This is a genomic window from Campylobacter majalis (assembly GCF_905120465.1).
Lineage (GTDB): Bacteria > Campylobacterota > Campylobacteria > Campylobacterales > Campylobacteraceae > Campylobacter_A > Campylobacter_A majalis.
This window is the reverse complement of the sequence record NZ_CAJHOF010000019.1, coordinates 17895-39407: the sequence shown is the minus strand read 5'-3', so window position 1 is coordinate 39407 and position 21513 is coordinate 17895. Positions and strand designations below refer to the sequence as shown.

Sequence of the window (21513 nt, the reverse complement as noted above, 5' to 3'; positions counted from 1 at the left end):
ACTCAGGAACTCAGGAACTCAGGAACTCAGGAACTCAGGAACTCAGGAACTCAGGAACTCAGGAACTCAGGAACTCAGGAACTCAGGAACTCAGGAACTCAGGAACTCAGGGCGGCTTAAAAATTTATTAGAAAATAACTTTAATTTACTTCTTAAAGCAAATAACCTTATCGCACTTCACACTCTTAAAGCACATTTTAAATCTCGTTCGCAAGAGCAAAAAGTAAAACTCATCTATATTGATCCACCATACAATACAGGCAATGATAGCTTCGGCTATAACGATAAATTTAATCACTCTACTTGGCTATGTTTTATGAAAAATCGCCTTGAAATCGCACGCGAGCTACTTCGTGATGACGGCGTGATTTTCGTGCAATGCGACGATAACGAACAGGCGTATTTAAAGGTGCTAATGGATGAAATTTTTGGAAGAGAGAATTTCGTCGGAGATTTTATTCGCAAAACAAAAAGCACTACAAATGATGCAAAAATAGGGATAAATATTCAACATGAAAATTGTCTTTGTTTTGCAAAAATTAAAAGTAATGTAAATTTGCTAGGCGGAGAAAAGGATTTATCAAACTATAAAAATCCAGATAATGACCCAAATGGTGCGTGGATTAGCGATAATCCAAGTGCAGCAAGTGGCACAAAAGAGAATGGATATTTTGCAGTTATAAATCCATATACTGGCAAGGTTGATTATCCACCAGAAGGGCGTTTTTGGCTTTTTTCGCAAAATACAATGCAAAAGCATATTGACGAAGGGCGAATTTGCTTCAAAAAAGAGCATAAGGAAAATGAGCGTAGCTTTATATACAAGCGTTATTTAAAGGATTTAAAAACTACGCAAAAAACGCTTGATACCTTATGCTTTGCAACAAATGAATTTATGAACCAAGTTGCAACCAAAGAAGCAAAGAATTTAGGTTTCGTTGATGATTTTTCATATCCAAAGCCTGAAATTTTAATAAAAGTGCTTTTAGAACATGCAACAAACGAAAACGACTTAGTCCTAGACTTTTTCGCCGGTAGCGGCACGACTTTAGCGGTAGCTCATAAGATGAAGCGTCGCTATATCGGCATAGAGCAGATGGATTATATACAAACTATCACAAAAGAAAGACTTAAAAAAGTGATAGCAGGAGAGCAGGGCGGCATAAGCAAAACAGTAGAGTGGAGCGGTGGCGGAGAGTGCGTGTATGCCGAGCTTTTGGAGTTAAATGCGTTTTATAAAAGCAAAATTTTAAACGCAAACGAGAGCGAGTTAAACGACTTAATCGATGAAATCAACCAAAACGCATTTTTAGACCACAGGGTAAGCCAGATAAAAAATGACGAGTTTGATGCCTTAAACTTAGATGAGAAAAAGAGATCTTTAAGTTTGGTGCTTGATAGCAATATGGACTATGTAGGATTTAGCGAGATAGATGATATCCGCTACGCCGTAAGTGATGAGACAAAAGAGTTAAACGAGGTGTTTTATGGCAAAGTTAAGCGATGAGTTAAAAAACGCTTTAAAATATAGCGATATAAAAATCCCCGCTTATATTAGCGAAAATTTAAAGCATGAGTTAAGAGAGTATCAAGAAAGCGCCCTAAAGCACTATATATTGCAGCGTAAAGCCCCGCACACAAACCACTTGCTGTTTAACATGGCTACAGGAAGTGGCAAGACGATGATAATGGCGGCACTCATGCTTGATCTATTTAAAAACGGCTATAGAAATTTTGTATTTTTTGTAAATAGCACGGCGATTTTGCAAAAGACGATGGCGAATTTTACAGATAGTTTTTCGAGCAAATATCTGTTTAAAGATAGGATTTTGATAGATGAAAAGCAGGTGCAAATAAGAGCGGTAAGAAACTTTGATGAGAGTAAAGACGATGCTGTAAATATAGTATTTATCACTATTCAGGGGCTTTTTAGCTTGTTTAAAGATGAGCGTGAAAACAGCCTAAGCATTAGCGATTTAGCCAAAGAAAAGATAGTATTTATAGCCGATGAAGCCCATCATCTAAATGCCGATACCAAAAAGAACAAGAAAGAGAGTGAGCTAAAAGAGGGGTGGGAAAGTGTGGTAAATAAGGCTTTTGGTGCAAATAGTGAAAATTTTATGCTCGAATTTACCGCAACAGTGCCAAATCAAAAAGAAGTAGTGCAAAAATATGAAGATAAGATAGCGTATGAATACGCTTTAAAGGAGTTTTGTAAAGACGGCTACTCTAAAAACATAACGCTTTTAAAATATGAAAATGCCGATATAAACCGGAGATTTTTAGGGGCGGTTTTGGCTTCACTTTATCGCCAGATGACGGCTTTTAAAAACGGTATCGGTTTAAAGCCGGTTATACTTTTTAAGAGTGAAACTATAGCCGCTTCAAATGATAATGAAGCTAAATTTAATGAATTTATACAAAGTATTGATGGTGATGAGATAGAGAAATTTTACTCTGAAATTTCAGCTAATTTAGGCGATATGCTGTATAAAAGCTATGAGTGTTTTAAGGGGCTTGGCGAGAGTTGGTATAGTAAAACCGCAATGTTAATAAGAGAAAATTTTAAGAGTGAGTTTATACTAAATGTCAATAAAGATGAGGAGCTAAATAAAAATCAGATCCTTTTAAACAGCTTAGAAGATGATGATAACTATGTGCGTGTGATATTTGCGGTGGATAAGCTAAATGAGGGCTGGGACGTGCTTAATCTCTTTGATATCGTTAGACTTAGCGATAAAATCAGCTCTAAAGGGCATACTTCACCGACATCCGAAGTGCAGCTAATAGGTCGCGGAGCTAGATATTATCCGTTTTATGAGGGCGATATGAGATATAAGCGTAAATTTGACGATCTTAGCAATGAGCTTTGCGTTATCGAGACGCTTAGCTATCATACTCTAAATCAAAATAGCTTTATCTCATCGCTAAATCATGAATTAATTAAGCAAGGATTAATCGCTAGCGAGGCGTATGAATTAGTCGAGTTTAAGCCGACAAAAAGAGCTTGTCGTATAGCAAAAACAGATAAAATTTATTATATAAAAAACGAGCGATATAAAAAGGGCGAGATTTTTAAAACCAAGATGCATATGCAAAATTTACAAAGTGAAATTTCAACGCTTTTTATGCCTTTTATAAGCGACGCCGTGTTAGAAAATGCGGTTGATTTTAAAAAATATGAACAAAAAGATCACTCATATAAGACCGATAGTATAAAAAACCGCATTGATTACATAGTATTTTTAAAGGCGTTAAACGTGCTTGAGCTTGGACTAAAACAGATAAATGAAAATTTTAGCTTTGATAGCAAGGAGGCATTTTGGCAAGAGATTTCAAGCGTGAAGGTAAATTTTGTAAGAGAGCAGAAATTTAGCAGGGAAAATCAGCTAAAGCTTATGATTTATATTTTAAACCACTATAAGAGCTTAAGACAAAAAATTAAAAGTGAATACGAAGTTTCGGAGTTTAGAGCTTATAGACTAGAGCAAACAGGTGTCAGAAAAATGCTAAAGAAAAAAGACAAAGTAAAAACGCATGGTTACGAATGGCTATATTATGATAAATACTGCGATGATAGTGAGCTTGAACTTGGGTTTTTAAAATTTATTGATGGCTACAAAACTAAACTTGATAAGAAATTCGCTTCGTGGATAGTAGTGAGAAACGACGGATTTGATGAGTTTAAAATTTACGGCAAAGACGCTATAGGTTTTGAGCCAGATTTTATAATGTTTGCCAAGCTTAAAGGCGATGATAAATTTTTAGGACTTGAGTGTATTTTTGAGCCAAAAGGTGAGCATTTGGCAGGTAAAGACGGCTGGAAAGAGGAGCTTTTAAAAAGCTTAGATAGTAAGAAATTTGAATTTAAAAATGATGAATTAAAAATAGTCGGTTTTCCGTTTTATCTAAAAAATGACAATGAAAAATTTAAGAAAAAATGGGATGAGTTTTTAAATGCTAGTTTAGGGCTTTAACGCCTCTAAACTAAGCTTGTAAATTTCATCTATATTTGCACTTTTTTTGTTTAAAAATGCTGAGCGATTAAAAGTGCGTTGGCGTTTGGCAAGTTGCGCGGTGTGCGTTGTGATGAGTGTTTGAAGCTCATTTATAGAAATTTTCTCATCTAAAAACTCTTTGCACTCTTTTAGCCCTATCGATTTTAGTGGCTTTAAATCGTTATTAAAATTGCTAAATAAAAACTTTGCTTCATCAATAAGCCCTGATTTTATCATGTTTTGTGTGCGTTTTGCTATGCGATCTCGTATCTTGCTAACATCCCAACAAATCTCAAAAATTTCAATCTCATCTATGATGGGTTTGGCTGTATTTTGCTTTAGCCATAAGCTTGGGATTTGGTTTGTGTGAGAGTAAATTTGATACCATTTTTCAAGCCTATAAGTGTCATTTTGGCTAAATTTTTGACTAAAATCAGGATCGATTTTGCAAACCATGGCAAAAATTTCATCATTGCTTGGCACATCTTGGCATTTTGGCACATCTGGACTAAGTCCATTTAACATCGCTTTTAGATAAAATCCGCTTCCGCCAGTTATTATTAAGGCACAATTTGCGTTTAAGGCATGCATTTTTGCTTCATTATAAAGTTCAAAAAATTTACCAGCCGAAAAATCATCATTTATACTAATCACATCAACGCCAAAGTGCCTAACTCCACGCATTTCATCGCTAGTTGGTTTTGCACTTGCGATATTTATCTCTTTATAGATGCAAAGCGAATCAAGGCTTAAAATAACGGCGTTTGTTTTTAGTGCAACCTGTATGGCTAGGTCAGTTTTGCCACTTGCAGTAGTGCCTATTATGGCTATTTGTTTAAACATAAAAACCCTTAGTAAAATTTTAAAAATTATAACAAAGTTTAAAGCAAAAATGGCTAAAATAGACGTTTTAAAACAAAAGGAAAATTTTGCAAAAAATAATTTTGACACTAAAAGATATCGGCGATTTAATCGTATTTAAACACTCAGTTTTTGCCTTGCCATTTATTTTTACAGCGATGATTACAGCTAGTTTTTTGCGTGATGATACGCCTTGGTTTGGTTGGAGTTTGCTTTGTTTTGGGCTTGTTTGTGCTGTTAGTGCTAGAAATTTTGCCATGGCTTTTAATCGCTACATGGATAAAGACATAGACAAGGACAACCCACGCACGGCAAATCGCCCTAGCGTAGATGGTAGGATAGGTGCGAAAAATCTTAAAATTTTTATCATCGTAAATGCTTTGGTTTTTATTATCTCAGCTTATTTTGTAAATTCTTTAGCTTTTTGGCTGAGTTTTCCTATACTCGTTGTTTTAGGCGGATACTCTTTGTTTAAGCGTTTTAGTGAGCTTGCTCACATTGTGCTTGGGCTTAGTTTGGCTCTTGCACCTATTGCTGGAGTTGTGGCTGTGAGTGAGAGCATACCGCTTTGGTCTGTTTTGCTTTCGCTTGGAGTTGTGTTTTGGGTGGCTGGATTTGATCTGCTTTATTCGCTTCAGGATATGGAGTTTGATAAAAACAAAGGACTATACAGCATACCATCAATTTACGGCGATAAAGCTACGATGTTTATCTCGGCTATTTTTCACGCTCTTACGTTTGTGTTTTGGCTACTTTTTGCGTGGGCGGCTGGACTTGGTGGCTGGGCGTATTTGGGTTGTGTTATTTCTGGTGTGATTTTGTATCAAGAGCATAGGATAGTAAGGCGTGATTTTAGTAAGATTGATAGGGCATTTTTTACGCTTAATGGCTATCTTGGGATCATGTTTTTTATATTTATTTTGATTGATTTATTATGAGATTAGTTCCTGCATTTTTAAATATAGAATTTGAGCAAGACAACCTAAACAAACCTGAGTTTTTAAAGGAATTTTCAAGCATAACGCATAACGAAGAAGATCAGCTTGGGGCATGGCTAAAACGAGCTAAGGCGCGAGGCGATACAAAAGATAGCGATCAAGTTTTGCTTACTTTGATTGTTGAGCTTCATAGAAAATTTGACGAATTAAGTGCAAGTATAAAAAATGAACCAAAAGAGCTTTTAAGGCTAAATAGTTATGCTAAAATTGAAGCAATTGGGTTTGATTGCATACAAATAGACAGTATGAAATTTAAACCAAATGATTTGTATTATGCGCGTATTGATATGCCGATATTTCCAAAGCGAACAATGGCTATGTATTTAAGGGGCGTGAGCGAAAATAGTGCTAGAATTGAAAAAATGCACGATGATGATGAGAGCGATTGGAATGCATACGTGACTGCTAGAGAGCGTGTGATGATAAGGGCAAACAAAGAGAGTAAAGGATAGGCGGTGGAGTATATTTTGTTTATTATTTTTGGGATTGTTTTGGCGTGTATTTTGGTTTTGATTTTTGTAAAAGACGCTGAAACAAATAAAAAATTTCAACGCTACGAAAGAGCATTAGAAGGCGTTATACAAGAGAATTTTAACCTAAAAAAACAGCTTTCAACACTATCTAGCGTAAAAGATGGCGAGATAGTTGATCTTGGGGCATTAAAAGATAGCGTAGATAAAAAAATAGAGCAAACTCTAAATGAAAAAATTATACCTGTTTTTAACTCATTAAAAAGTATAGAAAGCACGATAGATGAGTTTCAAAACGAGCAGCAAAACAGAATATATAATTTAGAAGAGCGAACAAGGGATTTAAACAAAATGACGCCAAGTATTTTAAGTGAAGATGAGCAAATTTTAAAGCTATACAAAGACGGCAAAAGCCCTGAAGAGATAGCAAGGGATTTAAGAGTTGGTCTTGGTAGAGTTGAGTTTGTGTTAAAAATGCAAGGGGTAAAGCATGGATAAGTTGGTATTAAAGGGGCATGAGTTTAGTTCAAGATTTATTTTAGGCTCTGGAAAATATAGCCATGAGTTGATAAGTGCCGCAATTAACGAAGCAGAAGCACAGATTATCACTTTGGCACTTCGCCGTGTAAATGAGAGTAATGACAGAAATATATTAGATTTTATCCCAAAAGGCATAACTTTGCTGCCAAACACAAGCGGAGCTAGAAATGCTAATGAAGCCGTGCGAATTGCAAGATTAAGCCGTGAGCTTGGATGTGGAGATTTTGTTAAAATTGAGATTATAAACGATAGCAAATATCTGTTTCCGGATAATTATGAGACTATTAAAGCGACTGAAATTTTATCTAGTGAAGGGTTTGTTGTCATGCCTTACATGTATCCTGATTTGGGCGTTGGGCGTGAGCTTTTGCGTGCTGGAGCGGCTTGTGTGATGCCACTTGCTGCACCAATTGGCTCAAATCAAGGACTTGTATTTAAAAATATAATCCAAATCATGATAGATGAGCTAGATACGCCTATCATAGTGGATGCTGGTATAGGTGCTCCATCACAAGCGTGTGAAGCAATGCAAATGGGAGCCGCTGCCATCATGGCAAATACAGCTATAGCTACAGCTAAAGATATACCGCTGATGGCTAAGGCGTTTAAGCTTGGCATACAAGCTGGTAGGGCTGGGTATTTGGCTGGACTTGGTGTAGTTCGTAATGGCGGCGAGGCGAGTTCGCCATTGACTGGATTTTTAGGTGAAATTTAGATGCTAGATAAGACAAACTCAGTATTTGATCTCACGCCAGATATGCAAGATATCGGCACTGATATAATGGATGAGGTTTTAAAGCAAAGAAACGAATACGAGCCTGAAAATTATAGCAAAGATGATGTTTTAAACGCTCTTAATGCTAGAAATTTTACAATACAAAATTTTAAAGCACTTCTTAGCTCACAAGCAGAGCCATTTTTAGAAGATATGGCTCAAAAAGCAAGAGCTATAACAAGAGCAAATTTTGGTCTAAATATAAATTTTTTCACGCCAATTTACATAGCTAATCACTGCGATAATAACTGTGTTTATTGTGGATTTAGTCTTAAAAACAAGATAAAAAGGGCAAAATTAAGTGATGATGAGCTAAGAAACGAGCTAAGCATCATAGCAAAAACTGGACTTAGAGAAATTTTAATACTTACAGGCGAGAGCGATAAAGAGAGCGGAGTTAGTTTTATAGCAAATGCTGCAAAGATAGCAAGTGAGTATTTTAGGGTGGTTGGCGTTGAGATACAGCCACTTAACTCAGATGAGTATGAAATTTTACACGCTAACGGCGTTGATTATGTTACGTGCTATCAAGAAACGTATGAGCCAAATAAATACTCAAGAGTGCATTTACAAGGCAAAAAACGTAGCTTTAAGTATCGCTTTAATACTCAAGAAAGAGCATTGATGGGCGGTATGAGAGGTGTTGCTTTTGGCGGACTTTTGGGGCTTGATGATTTTAGAAAAGACGCTTTTGCTACCGGACTTCATGCTGAGCTTATACGCAAAAAGTATCCACAAGCTGAAATTTCGCTATCCGTTCCTAGGCTTCGACCGATTATAAACAATAATAAAATCAACCCTCGCGATGTTACAGAACGCAAATTGCTTCAGGTTTTGTGTGCATATAGGCTAATGTTTCCGACGGCAAACATTACTATTTCTACGCGTGAAAATGCTCGTTTTCGTGATAATGTCATACAGATTGCGTGTAACAAAATGAGTGCTGGTGTAAATACTGGTGTTGGTGGCCTTGAAACTGGCGAGAAAAAGGGCGATGAGCAGTTTGAGATATCAGATCCGCGTTCGGTTTCTCAGATTTTTACAGCGGTTAAAAACACTGGACTTGAACCACTTATGAGTGAGTATATTTATTTGTGAAAATTTTAATTATCGCTGATGTTTCGCTTTGTTTTGGTGATTTTGAGACTAAAATTTCACGACTTTGCAGGGCTGGAGCAGATGCTATAGTGCTAAGGGCTAAGAATTTAAAAGCGATTGAATATGAGCGTTTGGCGATTAAAGTTTTGGCTATTTGCGATGAGTTTAAAAAAGAGTTTGTAGTAAATCAATTTATTGATGTTGCACATGATTTAAGCTCGTCTTTATGGCTTACATCGCAAAATTTAGACGAAATTTCACTTATCCAAAAGGATAAAGTTTCAAAAATCTATGCCCCTGCTCATGATATGTCTCAAGCTAAAATTTCGGCTAAGATTGCAGATACTTTAATCGCTTCTCATATATTTAATACAAAATCAAAACCAAACCAACCCCCAAAAGGCACAAAACTTATAAATGAACTTAGGCTAAATTTCACTCAAGATATTTTTGCACTTGGCGGCATAAACGCACAAAATTTTAAAAAGTGCATAAGCTTTGGAGCAAATGGCATATGTTTAATGCATGATGCTATGATGTGCGATGATGAAAAGTCGTATTTAGACGACTTTAAATTGTCGTCTAAGGATTAAAATTTATATTTAAACTCAGCATAATAGCTTCTTCCTTGAGCTGGCAAATAGCTATCATTGTTTGCATTTTGATAGCTATAATACTCTTTATTAAATACGTTTTTAACACCTGTGTTAAACTCAAAATTTTTATGCGTATAACTTAGCGAGATATCTGTTAGAAAATGCCCTTTCATGTATTGATTGTTTTGCATTTTGCCTGTGTTTGATTCAACGCTTCCACCATCAAGAGACTTGCTTAGATATACTGCATTTGCAAATACGTTTAAGTCTGGCATTATTTCATAGTTTATTCCTATATTTGTCTTGATTTTGGATACATATGGTATGCGTTTGCCGTCATTTACGCCTTTTGTTATTTTGGCGTCTATATAGCTTAAGTTTTGATATAGGCTTAAACGCGAATTAATGGCTTGAGATAGCTCAAGCTCTACGCCTATACGCCTAGTTTGATCGATATTGTAGTATGTCCAATATCCCCCGCCTCTTGCATGTGGATTGCCAACATATGCAATTTCATCTTTTGTTTTTGTGTGATATATGCTAAGCTTAATGTCGCTTAAGTTTAAAATGTTATCTTTTAAACCGACTTCAAGTGTGTCAAAAATTTCCGCATTCAAATTAGCCGTGTAGTATCCATGAGTTTGACTTTTGTTTGTTAATTGAGCTGGTGATGGCGAGATAAATCCACGCTCATATTTAAAATACACTCTGCCGCTATTAGAGTATGCAAAGCTTGGTGTAATATCTATGACATAGTTGTTTGTGGTGCGATTTGCGTTGTATATTTGATGTGTTTTTGTTGTTTTAGGAGCTGGCGGTGGCATCATTGTTGTCATTGAGCTTAGATAATCACGACTAGTATCATATTTTGCTTGTTCATATCTTATGCCACCACTTAAGTTAAAATTTTTATTAAACTGATGGGAATTTAGTAAAAATACAGAATTTGATGTTTTAGTCATATCGATATCTGTTATCATTTTATGCGATATTACACGTGGAATATCATATGACATAACGCGGTATCTATTTGCCTTATGTTTGATAAATTCATAGCCTAATATCGTGTAAGATTTATTGCCATAGTCATATTTGCCCTTTAAATTTACTCCAGTTTTTGTATCTTTAAACCCACTTCCATCGCCATCTACTATCGTCGTCATTCCTCTTGCATTCATAGGGGATTTGTTGCGTTTAAATTTTATGTTTTGATTTTGATAGTAGATATTTGCTGAGGCTTTAAACTCATCAGTGAAAGTGTGTTGTAAATTTAGCGAAATTTCTGGTCTAGTTGTTTTGCTTATTATCTCATCATCGCCTTTTGCTTTATTGTCTTTTGTGATTTTATTTTTACTTACATTTCCTGTTTCGTGGTCTGTTGTGCTATAAAAATTATAGCTAATTCCTGCCTTTGTATCGTCACCGATATCTAAGTTTAATTTATTTGACAAATATACACCTTTGCTTTTTTCGCCATCTCTAAAACGATTTTTGTTAAACACATCAACATCCGTGCCAAAGCTAAAATTTTCGTTTAATTGTTTTGAAAAGCCTAGATTAAAGTTTGAGCCAAGTGAGTTTTGGCTTTCAAATGTGTGTAGTTTTGTGCCAAGATATGCACTATCTGTTGTTTTGCGTTTGGTTATTATGTTAATCACGCCGCCTCTAGTGCCATTGCCATACAATACAGCACCGCCACCAGCAATTATCTCTATGCGTTCGATATTATCAATATTTATGCTGTTTATTGGTGTAACGCCATGTGCATTATCTAAGACATTAATCACCCTATCATCTAGTAGCACCTTAACTGCAACATTTGCCTTAGCTCCTTGCCCTCTCATATCAATATTGTCTCCAAGACCGCTATTTACAAAGCTAACAGATGCAATCCTTTTTAATGCATCAGTCAAACTAGTATAGCCTTTGTTTTGCAATTCATCTGATGTTATAATCGTTATATTTCTTAAATTTTCATCTGCGTTTTGGCTAAAACCGCTTGTGCTAATGATTATTTGATCTAGCTTTATATCTTGCGTTTGGTTTGCGCTAAGGCACGAAGCATACAAGATGGCACTTAAGATTAAGGTTTGTTTATACATAGTGACACTCCTATTGTATTTATAATGATAATGCGTATCATATATAAAATTATCTTAATTGTTATTAAAATTTTAAAGTATAAATTACATTTATACCGTGCATGGTTAAGTTTGAAATTTAATAACTTACATTATAATTGCGTTTTTAAATTTTAAAATCTATAGGTTTTTATGCAAAACGAACTTAATATTATAATTACATTGGCTTTTATTATTTTTGCTTCGCCATATATTTCACGTATGTTTCGTATTTCAATAGCTCCAGTTGAGATTATGCTGGGTTCTGTAGCTGGTTTTATGGGTATTATTGTCCCTAATGAGACTTTTTGGCTTATAAGCAATGTTGGATTTTTATTTTTAATGTTTTTGGCCGGCATGGAGATAGACTTAAGACTTGTTTTAAGTGCTGACAAAAAACTGTTAAAAAATGGCTTTATCTATTTAGCGATTTTATATTTTTTGGCTTCAGCTGTGACATTTGGATTTGATCTGGATAGACTTTTTGTTATTATAATTCCAATTATGAGCGTTGGCATGATTTTTACGCTATTTAAGGAATACGGTAAAGAAGAGACATGGCTAAACGCAAGTATGCTAGTTGGCTGTTTGGGAGAGCTTTTTAGTATAGTATTTCTTACTTTTGCCTCATCTTATATGCAGTTTGGAAATCACAGTGGTTTTTGGATAAGTATAGCGTATTTGCTCGGATTTATGGGACTTAGTGTGCTTATATATAAGCTTTTTGTTGTGCTTTTTTGGTGGTATCCAAGTTTAAAAACAATTATCATGCCATATTATGACAAAAACGAAAAAGACATTAGGCTTAGCATAGCTTTATTTTTAGTAATGATAGCTTTGATGATACATTTACACTTAGAAATTGTGTTTGGAGTATTTATAGCTGGTATGTTTGTAACAACGTTTTTTGGGCATAAAAAGGACTTGCCGCACAAACTTGGAAGTTTTGGCTTTGGATTTTTGGTGCCGATATTTTTTGTGTATATTGGAACTACGCTAAAATTAGACATGCTTTTAAATAAGGACGTGCTAAATTATGCGTTTTTAATCACTATTATGATCTTTTTGTGTAGGTTTGTTTCAAGTTTTGTGTTTTTGCGAATGTTTGGCTTTAAAAAGATGTTGCTTTTTGCACTATCTCAGTCGATGCCACTTACGCTTTTGGTTGCTGTTGCAACAATAGCACATAGTTATGGCGATATGAGTGAGCAGGCTTATTCGTCGTTTATTTTAGCAAGCTTACTTCAAGCAGTTATTATGATGATAAGTATAAAAATAATAAATAACTATAAAAAAGGAGGCAGATATGAAAAATACAGTAACTCTCACTGATAACAGAAATGGCAAAACGTATGAATTTGACATTTTAAATGGCACAATGGGCCCTGATGTCATAGATATATCTACGTTTTTTTCTCAAACTGGCATGTTTACATTTGACCGCGGATATACATCAACTGCAATGTGTCGCTCGTCCATCACATATATTGATGGTGTAAAGGGCGAATTGATGCATCGTGGATACGACATAGCATATCTTGCAAAAAACAAGAGTTTTTTAGATGTGGCATATTTGCTTTTAAATAAAGAGCTTCCAAATGAAGATGAGTATAAAAATTTCAAACAAGAACTTAAAAAACGCTCATATATCCACGAAGGAATGATGAAAATTTTTGATGCTTTTCCTAGTAAGGCACATCCAATGGCGGTACTTCAAGCATCAGTATCAGCACTATCAGCATTTTATTCTGATCATTTAAATATGGACAATCCTGATGAATATAGAGAAATGGCTATGAGAATAATTGCTAAAATTCCAACCATTGCTGCTTTTAGTTATCGTTTTTCTCGTGGATATCCTATTATCTATCCAAATTTAGACCGTGGTTTTACTGAAAATTTCTTATACATGCTAAGAAGCTATCCATATGAGCATGTAGATTTAAAACCTATTGAAGTTAAGGCATTAGATACTGTTTTTATGCTACATGCTGATCATGAACAAAACGCATCTACGACTACAGTTAGGGCGGTTGGCTCTACTCATGCTCATCCTTATGCTTGTATCGCAGCTGGGATTGGAGCGTTATGGGGCTGGGCTCATGGTGGTGCAAATGAAGGCGTAATTAGACAGTTAGAAGAGATTGGCACAGCTGATAATGTCGATAAATACATTGCTCGTGCCAAAGATAAAAATGATAGCTTTAGGCTTATGGGTTTTGGACATAGAGTTTATAAGAATTTTGACCCACGTGCCAAAGTGCTAAAAAAGATGTGTGATGAGTTAATTAGCCAAATAGGCATAAACACAGAGCTTTTAAAAATCGCAAGAAAAATAGAGCAAATCGCACTAACAGATGAGTATTTTATAAGCAGAAATTTATATCCGAATGTTGATTTTTATTCAGGCATTATCTTAAAGGCTCTTGGCATACCAAATGAGATGTTTGCTGTGATATTTGTTATCGGTAGAACTCCTGGCTGGATAAGTCAGTGGATAGAGTTAAAAGAACAAGATAGCATAAAAATCGTAAGACCTAGACAACTATATGTAGGCGAGAAAAATCGCACACCACATGAGTGATTATTTGGAATTTGCAAAAATGGCGGCACTAAATGCTGGTGCTGCCATTTTGAAGCGTTATGATAAATTTAGCGTATCAAAAAAGCTAGATAATTCTCCTGTAACATCAGCAGATATGGCAGCAAATGAAGCCATATTTAAAGTGCTTGAAAAAAGTGGCTTACCAATATGTTCTGAAGAGCAAATTTTGCACGATGGGCAAGATGTTTATTGGTTAGTAGATCCACTAGATGGCACCAAAGAATTTATAGATAAAAATGGTGAATTTTGTGTATGCATAGCTTTGATTAAAGACAAAAGACCAGTGCTTGGTGTGATATATATACCTATCACAAAAGAGCTATTTTGGGGGTATAATGATAGTGCTTTTAGGCAGGTTTATGATGAAAATTTTAATGTCATTATAAATGAAATGTTAGGCACAAAAACAAACGAGAAAGTCGTATATACAAGCAATCGTAGCAAAAATGTCTTAGCTTATAAAATTGCAAGTAAGCTTGGTTTTAGTGTGTATAAAAGTGGCTCAGCGATAAAATTTTGTCGTTTAGCACAAAATGGTGGCGTTTATGTCAGATTATCCCCTAGTTCATTGTGGGATATAGCCGCTGGAGAGGCACTAATAAATGCTGTAAAAGCACAAATGATAAATGTGCAAAATTTAACTATATTATATAGCCTAGATAATCTTAAAAGTCCATTTTTTATATGTTTAAGCAGAGATTTTATACATTTAAAAGATAAAATTTTATCTTTAATAAAAGAGCATACGTTATCAAAATGATTGCTTCTAAGAAAAATCAATGTTTTTTTTAGATATAATCGCCTAACTTTTAAAATTAGGTAGAAAAATGAGTTTTTTAGATATATTTTCAAAAGTCCGCAAAACGCAATCAAAACCAGATGAAGCACCAAGTCATTGGATAAAATGTGACAGCTGTAATGCTTTGATGTATTATAAAGAGATTGAAGCATCATTTAATGTTTGTCCAAAATGCGGACATCATATGCGCTTAAAACCAAAAGATAGAATAAATTTAATATGTGATGAAAATAGTTTTGTCGAGCTTGATGTTGGCTTAAGACCAACTGATCCTTTGAAATTTGTTGATAAAAAATCATATAAAAAACGCATAAATGAAGGCGAAGAAAAAACTGGCAGAACAAGTTCAGTAATAAGCGGTGAAGGCAAATGTAACGGCATAAACATACAGCTTGTTGTATTTGATTTTGGTTTTATGGGTGGCTCTCTTGGTTCAGTTGAAGGCGAAAAAATAGTCCGTGCCATAAAAAGAGCAGCCGAGAAAAAAGAAGCGTTGATTATCGTGAGTGCATCTGGTGGAGCAAGGATGCAAGAAAGCACATTTTCGCTCATGCAAATGTCAAAAACATCAGCGGCACTTAAGATCTTGGATGCCGCAAAGGTTCCTTTTATATCGGTTTTAACAGATCCTACTATGGGTGGTGTGTCAGCATCATTTGCATGGCTTGGAGACATCATCATGGCTGAACCTGGTGCATTAATTGGATTTGCTGGACAAAGAGTTATAAAGCAAACTATTGGAGCGGATCTGCCTGATGGTTTTCAAAAGGCTGAGTTTTTACTAGAGCATGGGCTTATAGATGCTATTGCTCCAAGAAATGAGCACAAAAGATATATTAGCGATATGATAAGGTTGCTTATGAAAAAACCAAATCAAAACGTGCAAGACTACGCAATATAGCGAGTAAGATGTGGAAATTTTAGTATATAGCATACAAAAAAGCTTGACTGATAGTTTTGAAAGCGAAATAAAACAATATATAAAAATGTCAAGCAAATATGCTAAAATAACTGACAATGTGATATTTAATGATAAAATTGCCAAAGCACAAAGCGTGTCTGAAGCGATGTCTCATAGGGCATATGAAGATGTATATGAGCCAAAATTTAAGGGGTTTTGTGTCGTATTAGATGAGCGTGGCAAAGATCTTAATAGTTTTGAGTTTGCCAAAATTTTGAGAGAAAATTCTCAGATTAGTTTTTTTATCGGTGGAGCTTATGGTTTTAGTGAAAAATTACGACAAAAAGGCGATATAGTCGTGAGTTTAAGCAAATTAACGATGGCACATAAGATAGCAAAACTAATGTTATTTGAACAAATTTTTAGAGGGCTTTGCATAAATGCAAATCACCCATATCATAAATAAGGATGTAAATGACACAAAATGAGTTAGATTTTTTTAAAAATATGTTAGAAGATAGAAAAATACAAATCAAGAAAAACATTCAAGACTCTTTAAGCGAGGTTCATGCACTTCGTGGCAGTGGTGCAAGTGATGAGATGGATATAGCACTTATTAATACTGATGAGTTGATAGAGCAGAGCATATCAGCACAGCAAAAAGCTGAACTAGCTGAGATAGATAGGTCGCTTGGTAAAATTTTTAATAAAACATATGGCATATGTGAAATGTGTGAAGAAGAGATCGCACCTGCAAGACTGAAAGCAAAACCACATGCAAGGTATTGCATAGCTTGTAGAGAGATAGTTGAAAAAACATCCAAAAACTAAAAGGAGCGAATATGAAAAGTAGGCGGTTTAGTGTATATGCTATCATATACATGATCTTGGTGGGTGTGGCAGTATTTGTGCTTGAGGGGGGCGATTATACGCTTAAAATTTTAGGCTATGAATTTACTTTGCCAATTGCATGTTGGATGGTTTTGCCTGTGGCTATTTTTGCTTTTTTTGCGATTATTCATATTGCATATCATAGTTTGAAATTTTATAATTTTAAGCGTGCTATCAAAAAAGATGGTGATTTGTATGCCGAGTATGCAAAAGAGGTATTTTTAGCACTTCCTAGCAACAAAGAATACCGAACCGATACTCAAAAGCTATCGTCAGCCGTGACAAAATATATGTCTCCATGGGGCTTAAATAAAGATGTTAATATCGAAAATGAAGAGCTTTTAAGTGTTATAAATGTGGTTAAAAATGTCCAAAATGGCGATATAGAAGAGCTTAAAAAATATAAGTTAAGCAAGGATAATCCGCTTTATATACAAAATGAGATAAATAAGGTTAAAAATTTAAAAGATTACTATCTTGAAATTCTTAAAAATGATAGTTTTAGTGAAGCTGTTGATGATGCTGCATATGAAAAATTAATCAAAAATGCAAGTTTTGCAGATATTAAAAAATTAAGCGGTGCAAAACTTAGTGGTGATGATGCAATGTGTATTTTAAAGCGATATGTAAATGATGAAATTAGCATAAGTGCAGACGAAATGTATGAATTGCTTAACGATGACAAAATTTCAGCTAAGCAATACACTCAAGCAGCAATAATGCTAAAAAACAAACTAAAACCAGATGCGTATAAAATTTTGTTTGAAAAACTAAGAGCATCTCATCAAGATGCCGAAGAGGCATATTTGTATGTGCTTTATGAGCTTGTGTTGCTTGATGAACTTAGGGAAATAGTGCAAAATCACGATAAAGATGAGCATGTGAAATTTAAAACTCTTTTATATCTAAAAGATAATGCAAAAAGCATACCATCATCGTTATTTTTTAAATGATTGATTTTGGTAAAAAGCCATTATTTTTGGCTCCGTTGGCAGGTTTTTCGGACCTGCCGCTAAGAAGTGTTGTAAAAGAATTTGGTTGCGATGTAACCATTAGCGAGATGATAAGTGCAAATGCTTTGGCTTATGATAGTGCCAAGAGCATAAAAATGATACAAAAAGCCAGTAACGAGACACCGTATATCGTGCAAATAGCTGGAAATGATTTAGAAAATGTCAAAAAAGCGGTTGAAATTTTAAATAGCATTGATGGCATTGATGGCATTGATTTAAACTGCGGATGTCCTGTGCCAAAAGTCGTAAGACAAGAGAGCGGCTCGGCTTTACTTAAAAACTTAGATCTTTTAAAAAGGGTTTTGCAAACCATAAAAAACACTTCAAATAAGCGTCTTACTACTGCCAAAATAAGATTAGGCTTTGATAGCAAAATTCATGTCGATGTCGCAAAAGCATGTGAAGAAGCTGGAGTGGATTATGTGGCTGTGCATGGCAGGACTAGGGCTGGTGGCTACACAGCAAACGTGGATTATGATGCGATAGGGCAGATTAAAGAGACTGTAAAAATTCCAGTCGTTGCAAATGGAGATATTAATGCAAAAAATGCAAATGACGTGTTGGCACAGACAAAAGCCGATGCATTAATGATAGGACGTGCAAGTATAGGCAACCCATGGATATTTTTAGAGATAAAGCATGGCAAAAGCGTGGATAATGACACTAAAAAACGCATTATTATAGCTCATTTCCAGGCGATGATAGCACACTATGGAACGCATGGCTTAAATATATTTAGAAAGCATTTGCATCAGTATAGCAAGGGCATGGATGGTGCTGCTGTGTTTCGTGACGAGATAAATCGCATAAATGACGAAGATAAATTCTTTGATAAAATTTCTAGTTTTTTTTAGATGCAAGGCTACATACTTCGTATTCAAAAAGTTAAAGACGAGGATTTAATCGTCTATATACTTACAAACGAACATGTTGTAAAATCGTATCGCTTTTATGGTGCCAGACATGCTGTTATTATGATGGGGTATAAGATTGATTTTGAGCTTATAAGCAACACTCAGTTTTTGCCACATCTTAGAAATATTCTTCATCTTGGCTTTTCTTGGCTTACTGATCGTGATAAATTAATTATTTGGCAACAATTTATAAGACTACTTTACGATCACTTAAAAGATGTTGATAATGTTGATGAGATATATTTTAACGAACTTGATTTTTGTGCGTCAAGACTATTAAAACAAAATGCCAAACGTCTTATTTTGGAGAGCTATGTTAGGATTTTAGAGCATGAAGGGCGATTACATAATGAGTTTGAGTGTTTTTTATGTGATGAAGTAATTAGCTCACAGGTTAGTTTAACTAGGGCATTTTTGCCAGCTCACACACATTGTATATCATCATATGCATTTGATTTATCAAAGATAAAATATTTGTTTGAACATAAAAGTACTTTATATTTAGAAGATGATGAGATTGAGCAATTGTATCAAATTCTTCTTGATGGATTTTGACGGGCAAGATGAAAAATATAAAGACTTAACAAGCCATAAACTCTAATTAAAATTTTTATAATACAAAATCACTGAGCCATTATTTATTAATATTTTTACAAATAACAATACAAAGCAATTGTGCTTTAAACACTTATAAAATCAAAAAATTATTTTTCATTTTTGCTGTGATACAAATGCTGCTTTAACAAGTAAAATATTAAACATAAATCACAACTTAATCAATCGCTGTTTTATGATTTTGGGGCAAAATTTACAAATATCAAATGACTAAAATTTATAAAATTATCGGTAGTGTAGAGCTTGATAAGAGTTGCTAAAGGAAATAAGAGCAAACTAAAACGAGACAGAAGTATAGGCAAACAATCTATCTTTGGAGTTTTATACATAACGCATAAATTTTTACAAAAATCGTGCCTGACGCTTTAGACTATAATAGGGCGTAATCTATGTTAAGAGTGCAATTTGTGCGTGGATATGATGGACTTAAGAGTAAATCATGGCAAGAGTTAGTTTGTGCTAGACAGAAATTTACATAAACGGTATTGAAAGTTTTTCAAGGAAACATTTTGTTTTGCAAAAGTGCTTTGCTTGTATTTAAGTTGTAAAGATTTTTATAATTTAAATTTTATAAGCAAAGTAAAATTTACCAAGGCATATCTTGCGTATGATTTTAAAATTTTAATCAGTGTTAAAATACATTTTGGTATTTAAGGTGTATATTAATTTGTTATAATAAGTCAAAAAAGTTAAGCGAGAATGCATGGCGGGTGATGACCAAGAGAAAACCGAAGAAGCTAGTTCCAAAAAAATAGAAGATGCCAAAAAAGATGGAAATGTCCCAAAAAGTCAAGACACAAGTGGCTTTATAACGCTTATTGTTGGCATTGTTGTGCTTTTGTTTATGCTTGGCGTAATGCGAAATCAAATTATTTCGCTATATCATTATTATCAAAATTTTATTGGCGTCGAGATAACACCAAGTGTCCTTCATCAGCTCACTATGAATACGATGTTTAGAGTGCTGCTTATGATTTTACCAATTTGTGTGTGTGTAGCAATCGCTGGTGTTATGGCAAATATCATGCAATTTGGCTTTATTTTTACCACCAAGCCAATTACGCCAGATCTAAACAAAATAAATCCAATAAAGGGATTAAAAAATCTATTTTCTATGAAAAAAGCGATAGAAGCAGTCAAAATAATAGTCAAAGTCGCAGCTGTTTTTGGCGTAGCATTTTACTTTTTTTGGCAATTTATCAAAGAGCTTCCAACGACAATTTTTTTCACTATGTTTGATCAACTTGCGTGGCTAAAAGAAAAAATGTTGATTTTAGTAGGCGTGATGCTTATTGTGCTTTTAGTGATTGCTATTTTTGATCTATTTATTACTCGTTTTAATTATTTTAAAGATTTGCGAATGAGTAAGCAAGAGGTCAAGGATGAATATAAGCAGATGGAAGGAGATCCGCAGGTTAAGGCACGAATACGTCGTGCTCAAATGGAAGCCGGACGTCGTCGTATGATGTCGGCTGTGCCACAAGCCGATGTTGTCATAACCAATCCAACTCATTACGCTATTGCCTTAAGATATGACAAAACAAGAGAAAATGCACCAATAGTTCTAGCAAAGGGCGTTGATTTAATGGCACTTCAGATACGAAAAATTGCTACAGAAAATGGCATAGACATAGTAGAAAACCCCCCACTTGCAAGAGAACTATACAAAATGTGTGACGTAGATCAACTCATACCTGCAAATTTATTTCGTGCGGTAGCTGAGGTGTTAAGCTTTGTATATATGGGCAATCAGAAAAAATTCTCAAACAGACTAAAATAGTGCTTGTAATCTAAAATAGCAAAATAGTAAATTTGTTTTGCATGTTTGTAAGATATGGCTTACGTGGTGGTTAAATTTGTGTTTATTTTATGAAGTTTAGCTTTGACAAAGTAAAATTTTATTTTATCTGATACTTTATATTGCTATTTGTAAAATTTGTTTATATTATTTAGACCCTTTTCAACACAAATTGCTATTTTAAAATTGAAATTTATAAAATAACTAAATTAATAATATTATTTAAAACATAAGGCTTAATGAAAGTTAGTTGCGTGGTTAAATTAACAAGATAGAGACACCAGTAAATAGCTTGTTAAATTTGCTAAAATGTTACTAATTTATTTAATTTACAAAAACCCTTCTTATTTCACTCGCCACCGCTTCGCTTGTTTTAAAATTTTACAAATTACATAATAAGGCAAATTTCTTATTTCATTTAAAAGAGCGTTAATTTAGATAGCAAAAAGATAAAATTTAATTTATAATATGTCTTTAGCTTACTTAAAGAGTGGGTTTATTTTTATTATTTTTAAAATTTA

20 protein-coding genes are annotated in these 21513 nt (G+C 34.4%); 18 read left to right on the top strand and 2 right to left on the bottom strand.

Features of this window, described 5'->3' with window-relative positions:
• Both LQU93_RS08700 and LQU93_RS08695 read left to right on the top strand, forming a co-directional pair.
• A partial coding sequence (locus LQU93_RS08700; protein WP_229933497.1) for a site-specific DNA-methyltransferase occupies window positions 1-1507 on the top strand: 1507 nt, incomplete at its 5' end.
• Window positions 1488-3977, top strand: a complete 2490-nt coding sequence (locus tag LQU93_RS08695) for a DEAD/DEAH box helicase family protein (protein WP_229933496.1) — start codon at window positions 1488-1490, stop codon at window positions 3975-3977. The genes LQU93_RS08700 and LQU93_RS08695, both read left to right, overlap by 20 nt.
• Here LQU93_RS08695 and miaA read toward each other — a convergent pair.
• Window positions 3966-4841: a tRNA (adenosine(37)-N6)-dimethylallyltransferase MiaA gene (miaA, locus tag LQU93_RS08690; protein WP_229933495.1), complete on the bottom strand. Its 876-nt coding sequence runs from the start codon at window positions 4839-4841 to the stop codon at window positions 3966-3968. The genes LQU93_RS08695 and miaA overlap by 12 nt on opposite strands.
• Before the next feature lie 86 nt (window positions 4842-4927).
• On the opposite strand from miaA, the gene mqnP reads away from it, so the two are divergent.
• The 6 genes from mqnP to LQU93_RS08660 are packed head-to-tail and all read left to right on the top strand — an operon-like array spanning window position 4928 to window position 9333.
• Complete coding sequence (gene mqnP / locus LQU93_RS08685; RefSeq protein ID WP_229933494.1) at window positions 4928-5797, top strand: menaquinone biosynthesis prenyltransferase MqnP; 870 nt, start codon at window positions 4928-4930, stop codon at window positions 5795-5797.
• Entirely contained in the window at window positions 5794-6309 is a 516-nt protein-coding gene (locus tag LQU93_RS08680) for a hypothetical protein (protein ID WP_229933493.1), read from the top strand. The genes mqnP and LQU93_RS08680 overlap by 4 nt, the downstream gene beginning before the upstream one ends.
• Before the next feature lie 3 nt (window positions 6310-6312).
• Window positions 6313-6825 carry a DUF6115 domain-containing protein gene (locus LQU93_RS08675; protein ID WP_229933492.1) on the top strand — a complete coding sequence of 171 codons (513 nt, stop codon included), beginning with the start codon at window positions 6313-6315 and terminating at the stop codon, window positions 6823-6825.
• The gene (locus LQU93_RS08670) at window positions 6818-7582 is read left to right on the top strand and encodes a thiazole synthase (RefSeq protein WP_229933491.1); all 765 of its coding nucleotides are present in this window, start codon (window positions 6818-6820) and stop codon (window positions 7580-7582) included. The genes LQU93_RS08675 and LQU93_RS08670 overlap by 8 nt, the downstream gene beginning before the upstream one ends.
• Entirely contained in the window at window positions 7583-8740 is a 1158-nt protein-coding gene (gene thiH, locus LQU93_RS08665; RefSeq protein ID WP_229933490.1) for a 2-iminoacetate synthase ThiH, read from the top strand. It begins immediately after the preceding gene.
• Window positions 8737-9333, top strand: coding sequence for a thiamine phosphate synthase (locus LQU93_RS08660; RefSeq protein ID WP_229933489.1), 597 nt, complete (start codon window positions 8737-8739; stop codon window positions 9331-9333). Before thiH ends, LQU93_RS08660 begins: the two co-directional genes overlap by 4 nt.
• Here LQU93_RS08660 and LQU93_RS08655 read toward each other — a convergent pair.
• On the bottom strand, window positions 9330-11438 hold the full coding sequence (locus LQU93_RS08655) for a TonB-dependent receptor (RefSeq protein ID WP_229933488.1): 2109 nt from the start codon (window positions 11436-11438) through the stop codon (window positions 9330-9332). The two genes, LQU93_RS08660 and LQU93_RS08655, sit on opposite strands and share 4 nt — an antisense overlap.
• A 171-nt stretch (window positions 11439-11609) precedes the next feature.
• Here LQU93_RS08655 and LQU93_RS08650 point away from each other — a divergent pair, with 171 nt between their 5' ends.
• The 10 genes from LQU93_RS08650 to flhB all read left to right on the top strand — a co-directional run bounded on the left by LQU93_RS08650 (window position 11610) and on the right by flhB (window position 20974).
• Window positions 11610-12788: a cation:proton antiporter gene (locus LQU93_RS08650; RefSeq protein ID WP_229933487.1), complete on the top strand. Its 1179-nt coding sequence runs from the start codon at window positions 11610-11612 to the stop codon at window positions 12786-12788.
• The gene (locus tag LQU93_RS08645) at window positions 12763-14040 is read left to right on the top strand and encodes a citrate synthase (RefSeq protein ID WP_229933486.1); all 1278 of its coding nucleotides are present in this window, start codon (window positions 12763-12765) and stop codon (window positions 14038-14040) included. Before LQU93_RS08650 ends, LQU93_RS08645 begins: the two co-directional genes overlap by 26 nt.
• The gene (locus LQU93_RS08640) at window positions 14033-14821 is read left to right on the top strand and encodes a 3'(2'),5'-bisphosphate nucleotidase CysQ family protein (protein WP_229933485.1); all 789 of its coding nucleotides are present in this window, start codon (window positions 14033-14035) and stop codon (window positions 14819-14821) included. Before LQU93_RS08645 ends, LQU93_RS08640 begins: the two co-directional genes overlap by 8 nt.
• A gap of 67 nt (window positions 14822-14888) precedes the next feature.
• Window positions 14889-15761, top strand: coding sequence for an acetyl-CoA carboxylase, carboxyltransferase subunit beta (gene accD, locus LQU93_RS08635; RefSeq protein ID WP_229933484.1), 873 nt, complete (start codon window positions 14889-14891; stop codon window positions 15759-15761).
• A gap of 10 nt (window positions 15762-15771) precedes the next feature.
• The gene (locus LQU93_RS08630) at window positions 15772-16227 is read left to right on the top strand and encodes a 23S rRNA (pseudouridine(1915)-N(3))-methyltransferase RlmH (RefSeq protein ID WP_229933483.1); all 456 of its coding nucleotides are present in this window, start codon (window positions 15772-15774) and stop codon (window positions 16225-16227) included.
• A gap of 8 nt (window positions 16228-16235) precedes the next feature.
• Window positions 16236-16592 carry an RNA polymerase-binding protein DksA gene (dksA, locus tag LQU93_RS08625; RefSeq protein ID WP_229933482.1) on the top strand — a complete coding sequence of 119 codons (357 nt, stop codon included), beginning with the start codon at window positions 16236-16238 and terminating at the stop codon, window positions 16590-16592.
• An 11-nt stretch (window positions 16593-16603) separates the two neighbouring features.
• A complete protein-coding gene (locus tag LQU93_RS08620) occupies window positions 16604-17605 on the top strand; it encodes a LapA family protein (protein WP_229933481.1) in 1002 nt (333 codons plus the stop codon).
• Window positions 17602-18519: a tRNA dihydrouridine synthase gene (locus LQU93_RS08615; RefSeq protein ID WP_229933480.1), complete on the top strand. Its 918-nt coding sequence runs from the start codon at window positions 17602-17604 to the stop codon at window positions 18517-18519. The genes LQU93_RS08620 and LQU93_RS08615 overlap by 4 nt, the downstream gene beginning before the upstream one ends.
• Window positions 18520-19134 (top strand): recombination protein RecO, encoded by a 615-nt coding sequence (gene recO, locus LQU93_RS08610; protein WP_229933479.1) that lies wholly within the window; start codon window positions 18520-18522, stop codon window positions 19132-19134.
• A 763-nt stretch (window positions 19135-19897) separates the two neighbouring features.
• Window positions 19898-20974, top strand: a complete 1077-nt coding sequence (gene flhB, locus LQU93_RS08605; RefSeq protein ID WP_229933478.1) for a flagellar biosynthesis protein FlhB — start codon at window positions 19898-19900, stop codon at window positions 20972-20974.
• The last annotated feature ends 539 nt before the right edge of the window (window positions 20975-21513 follow it).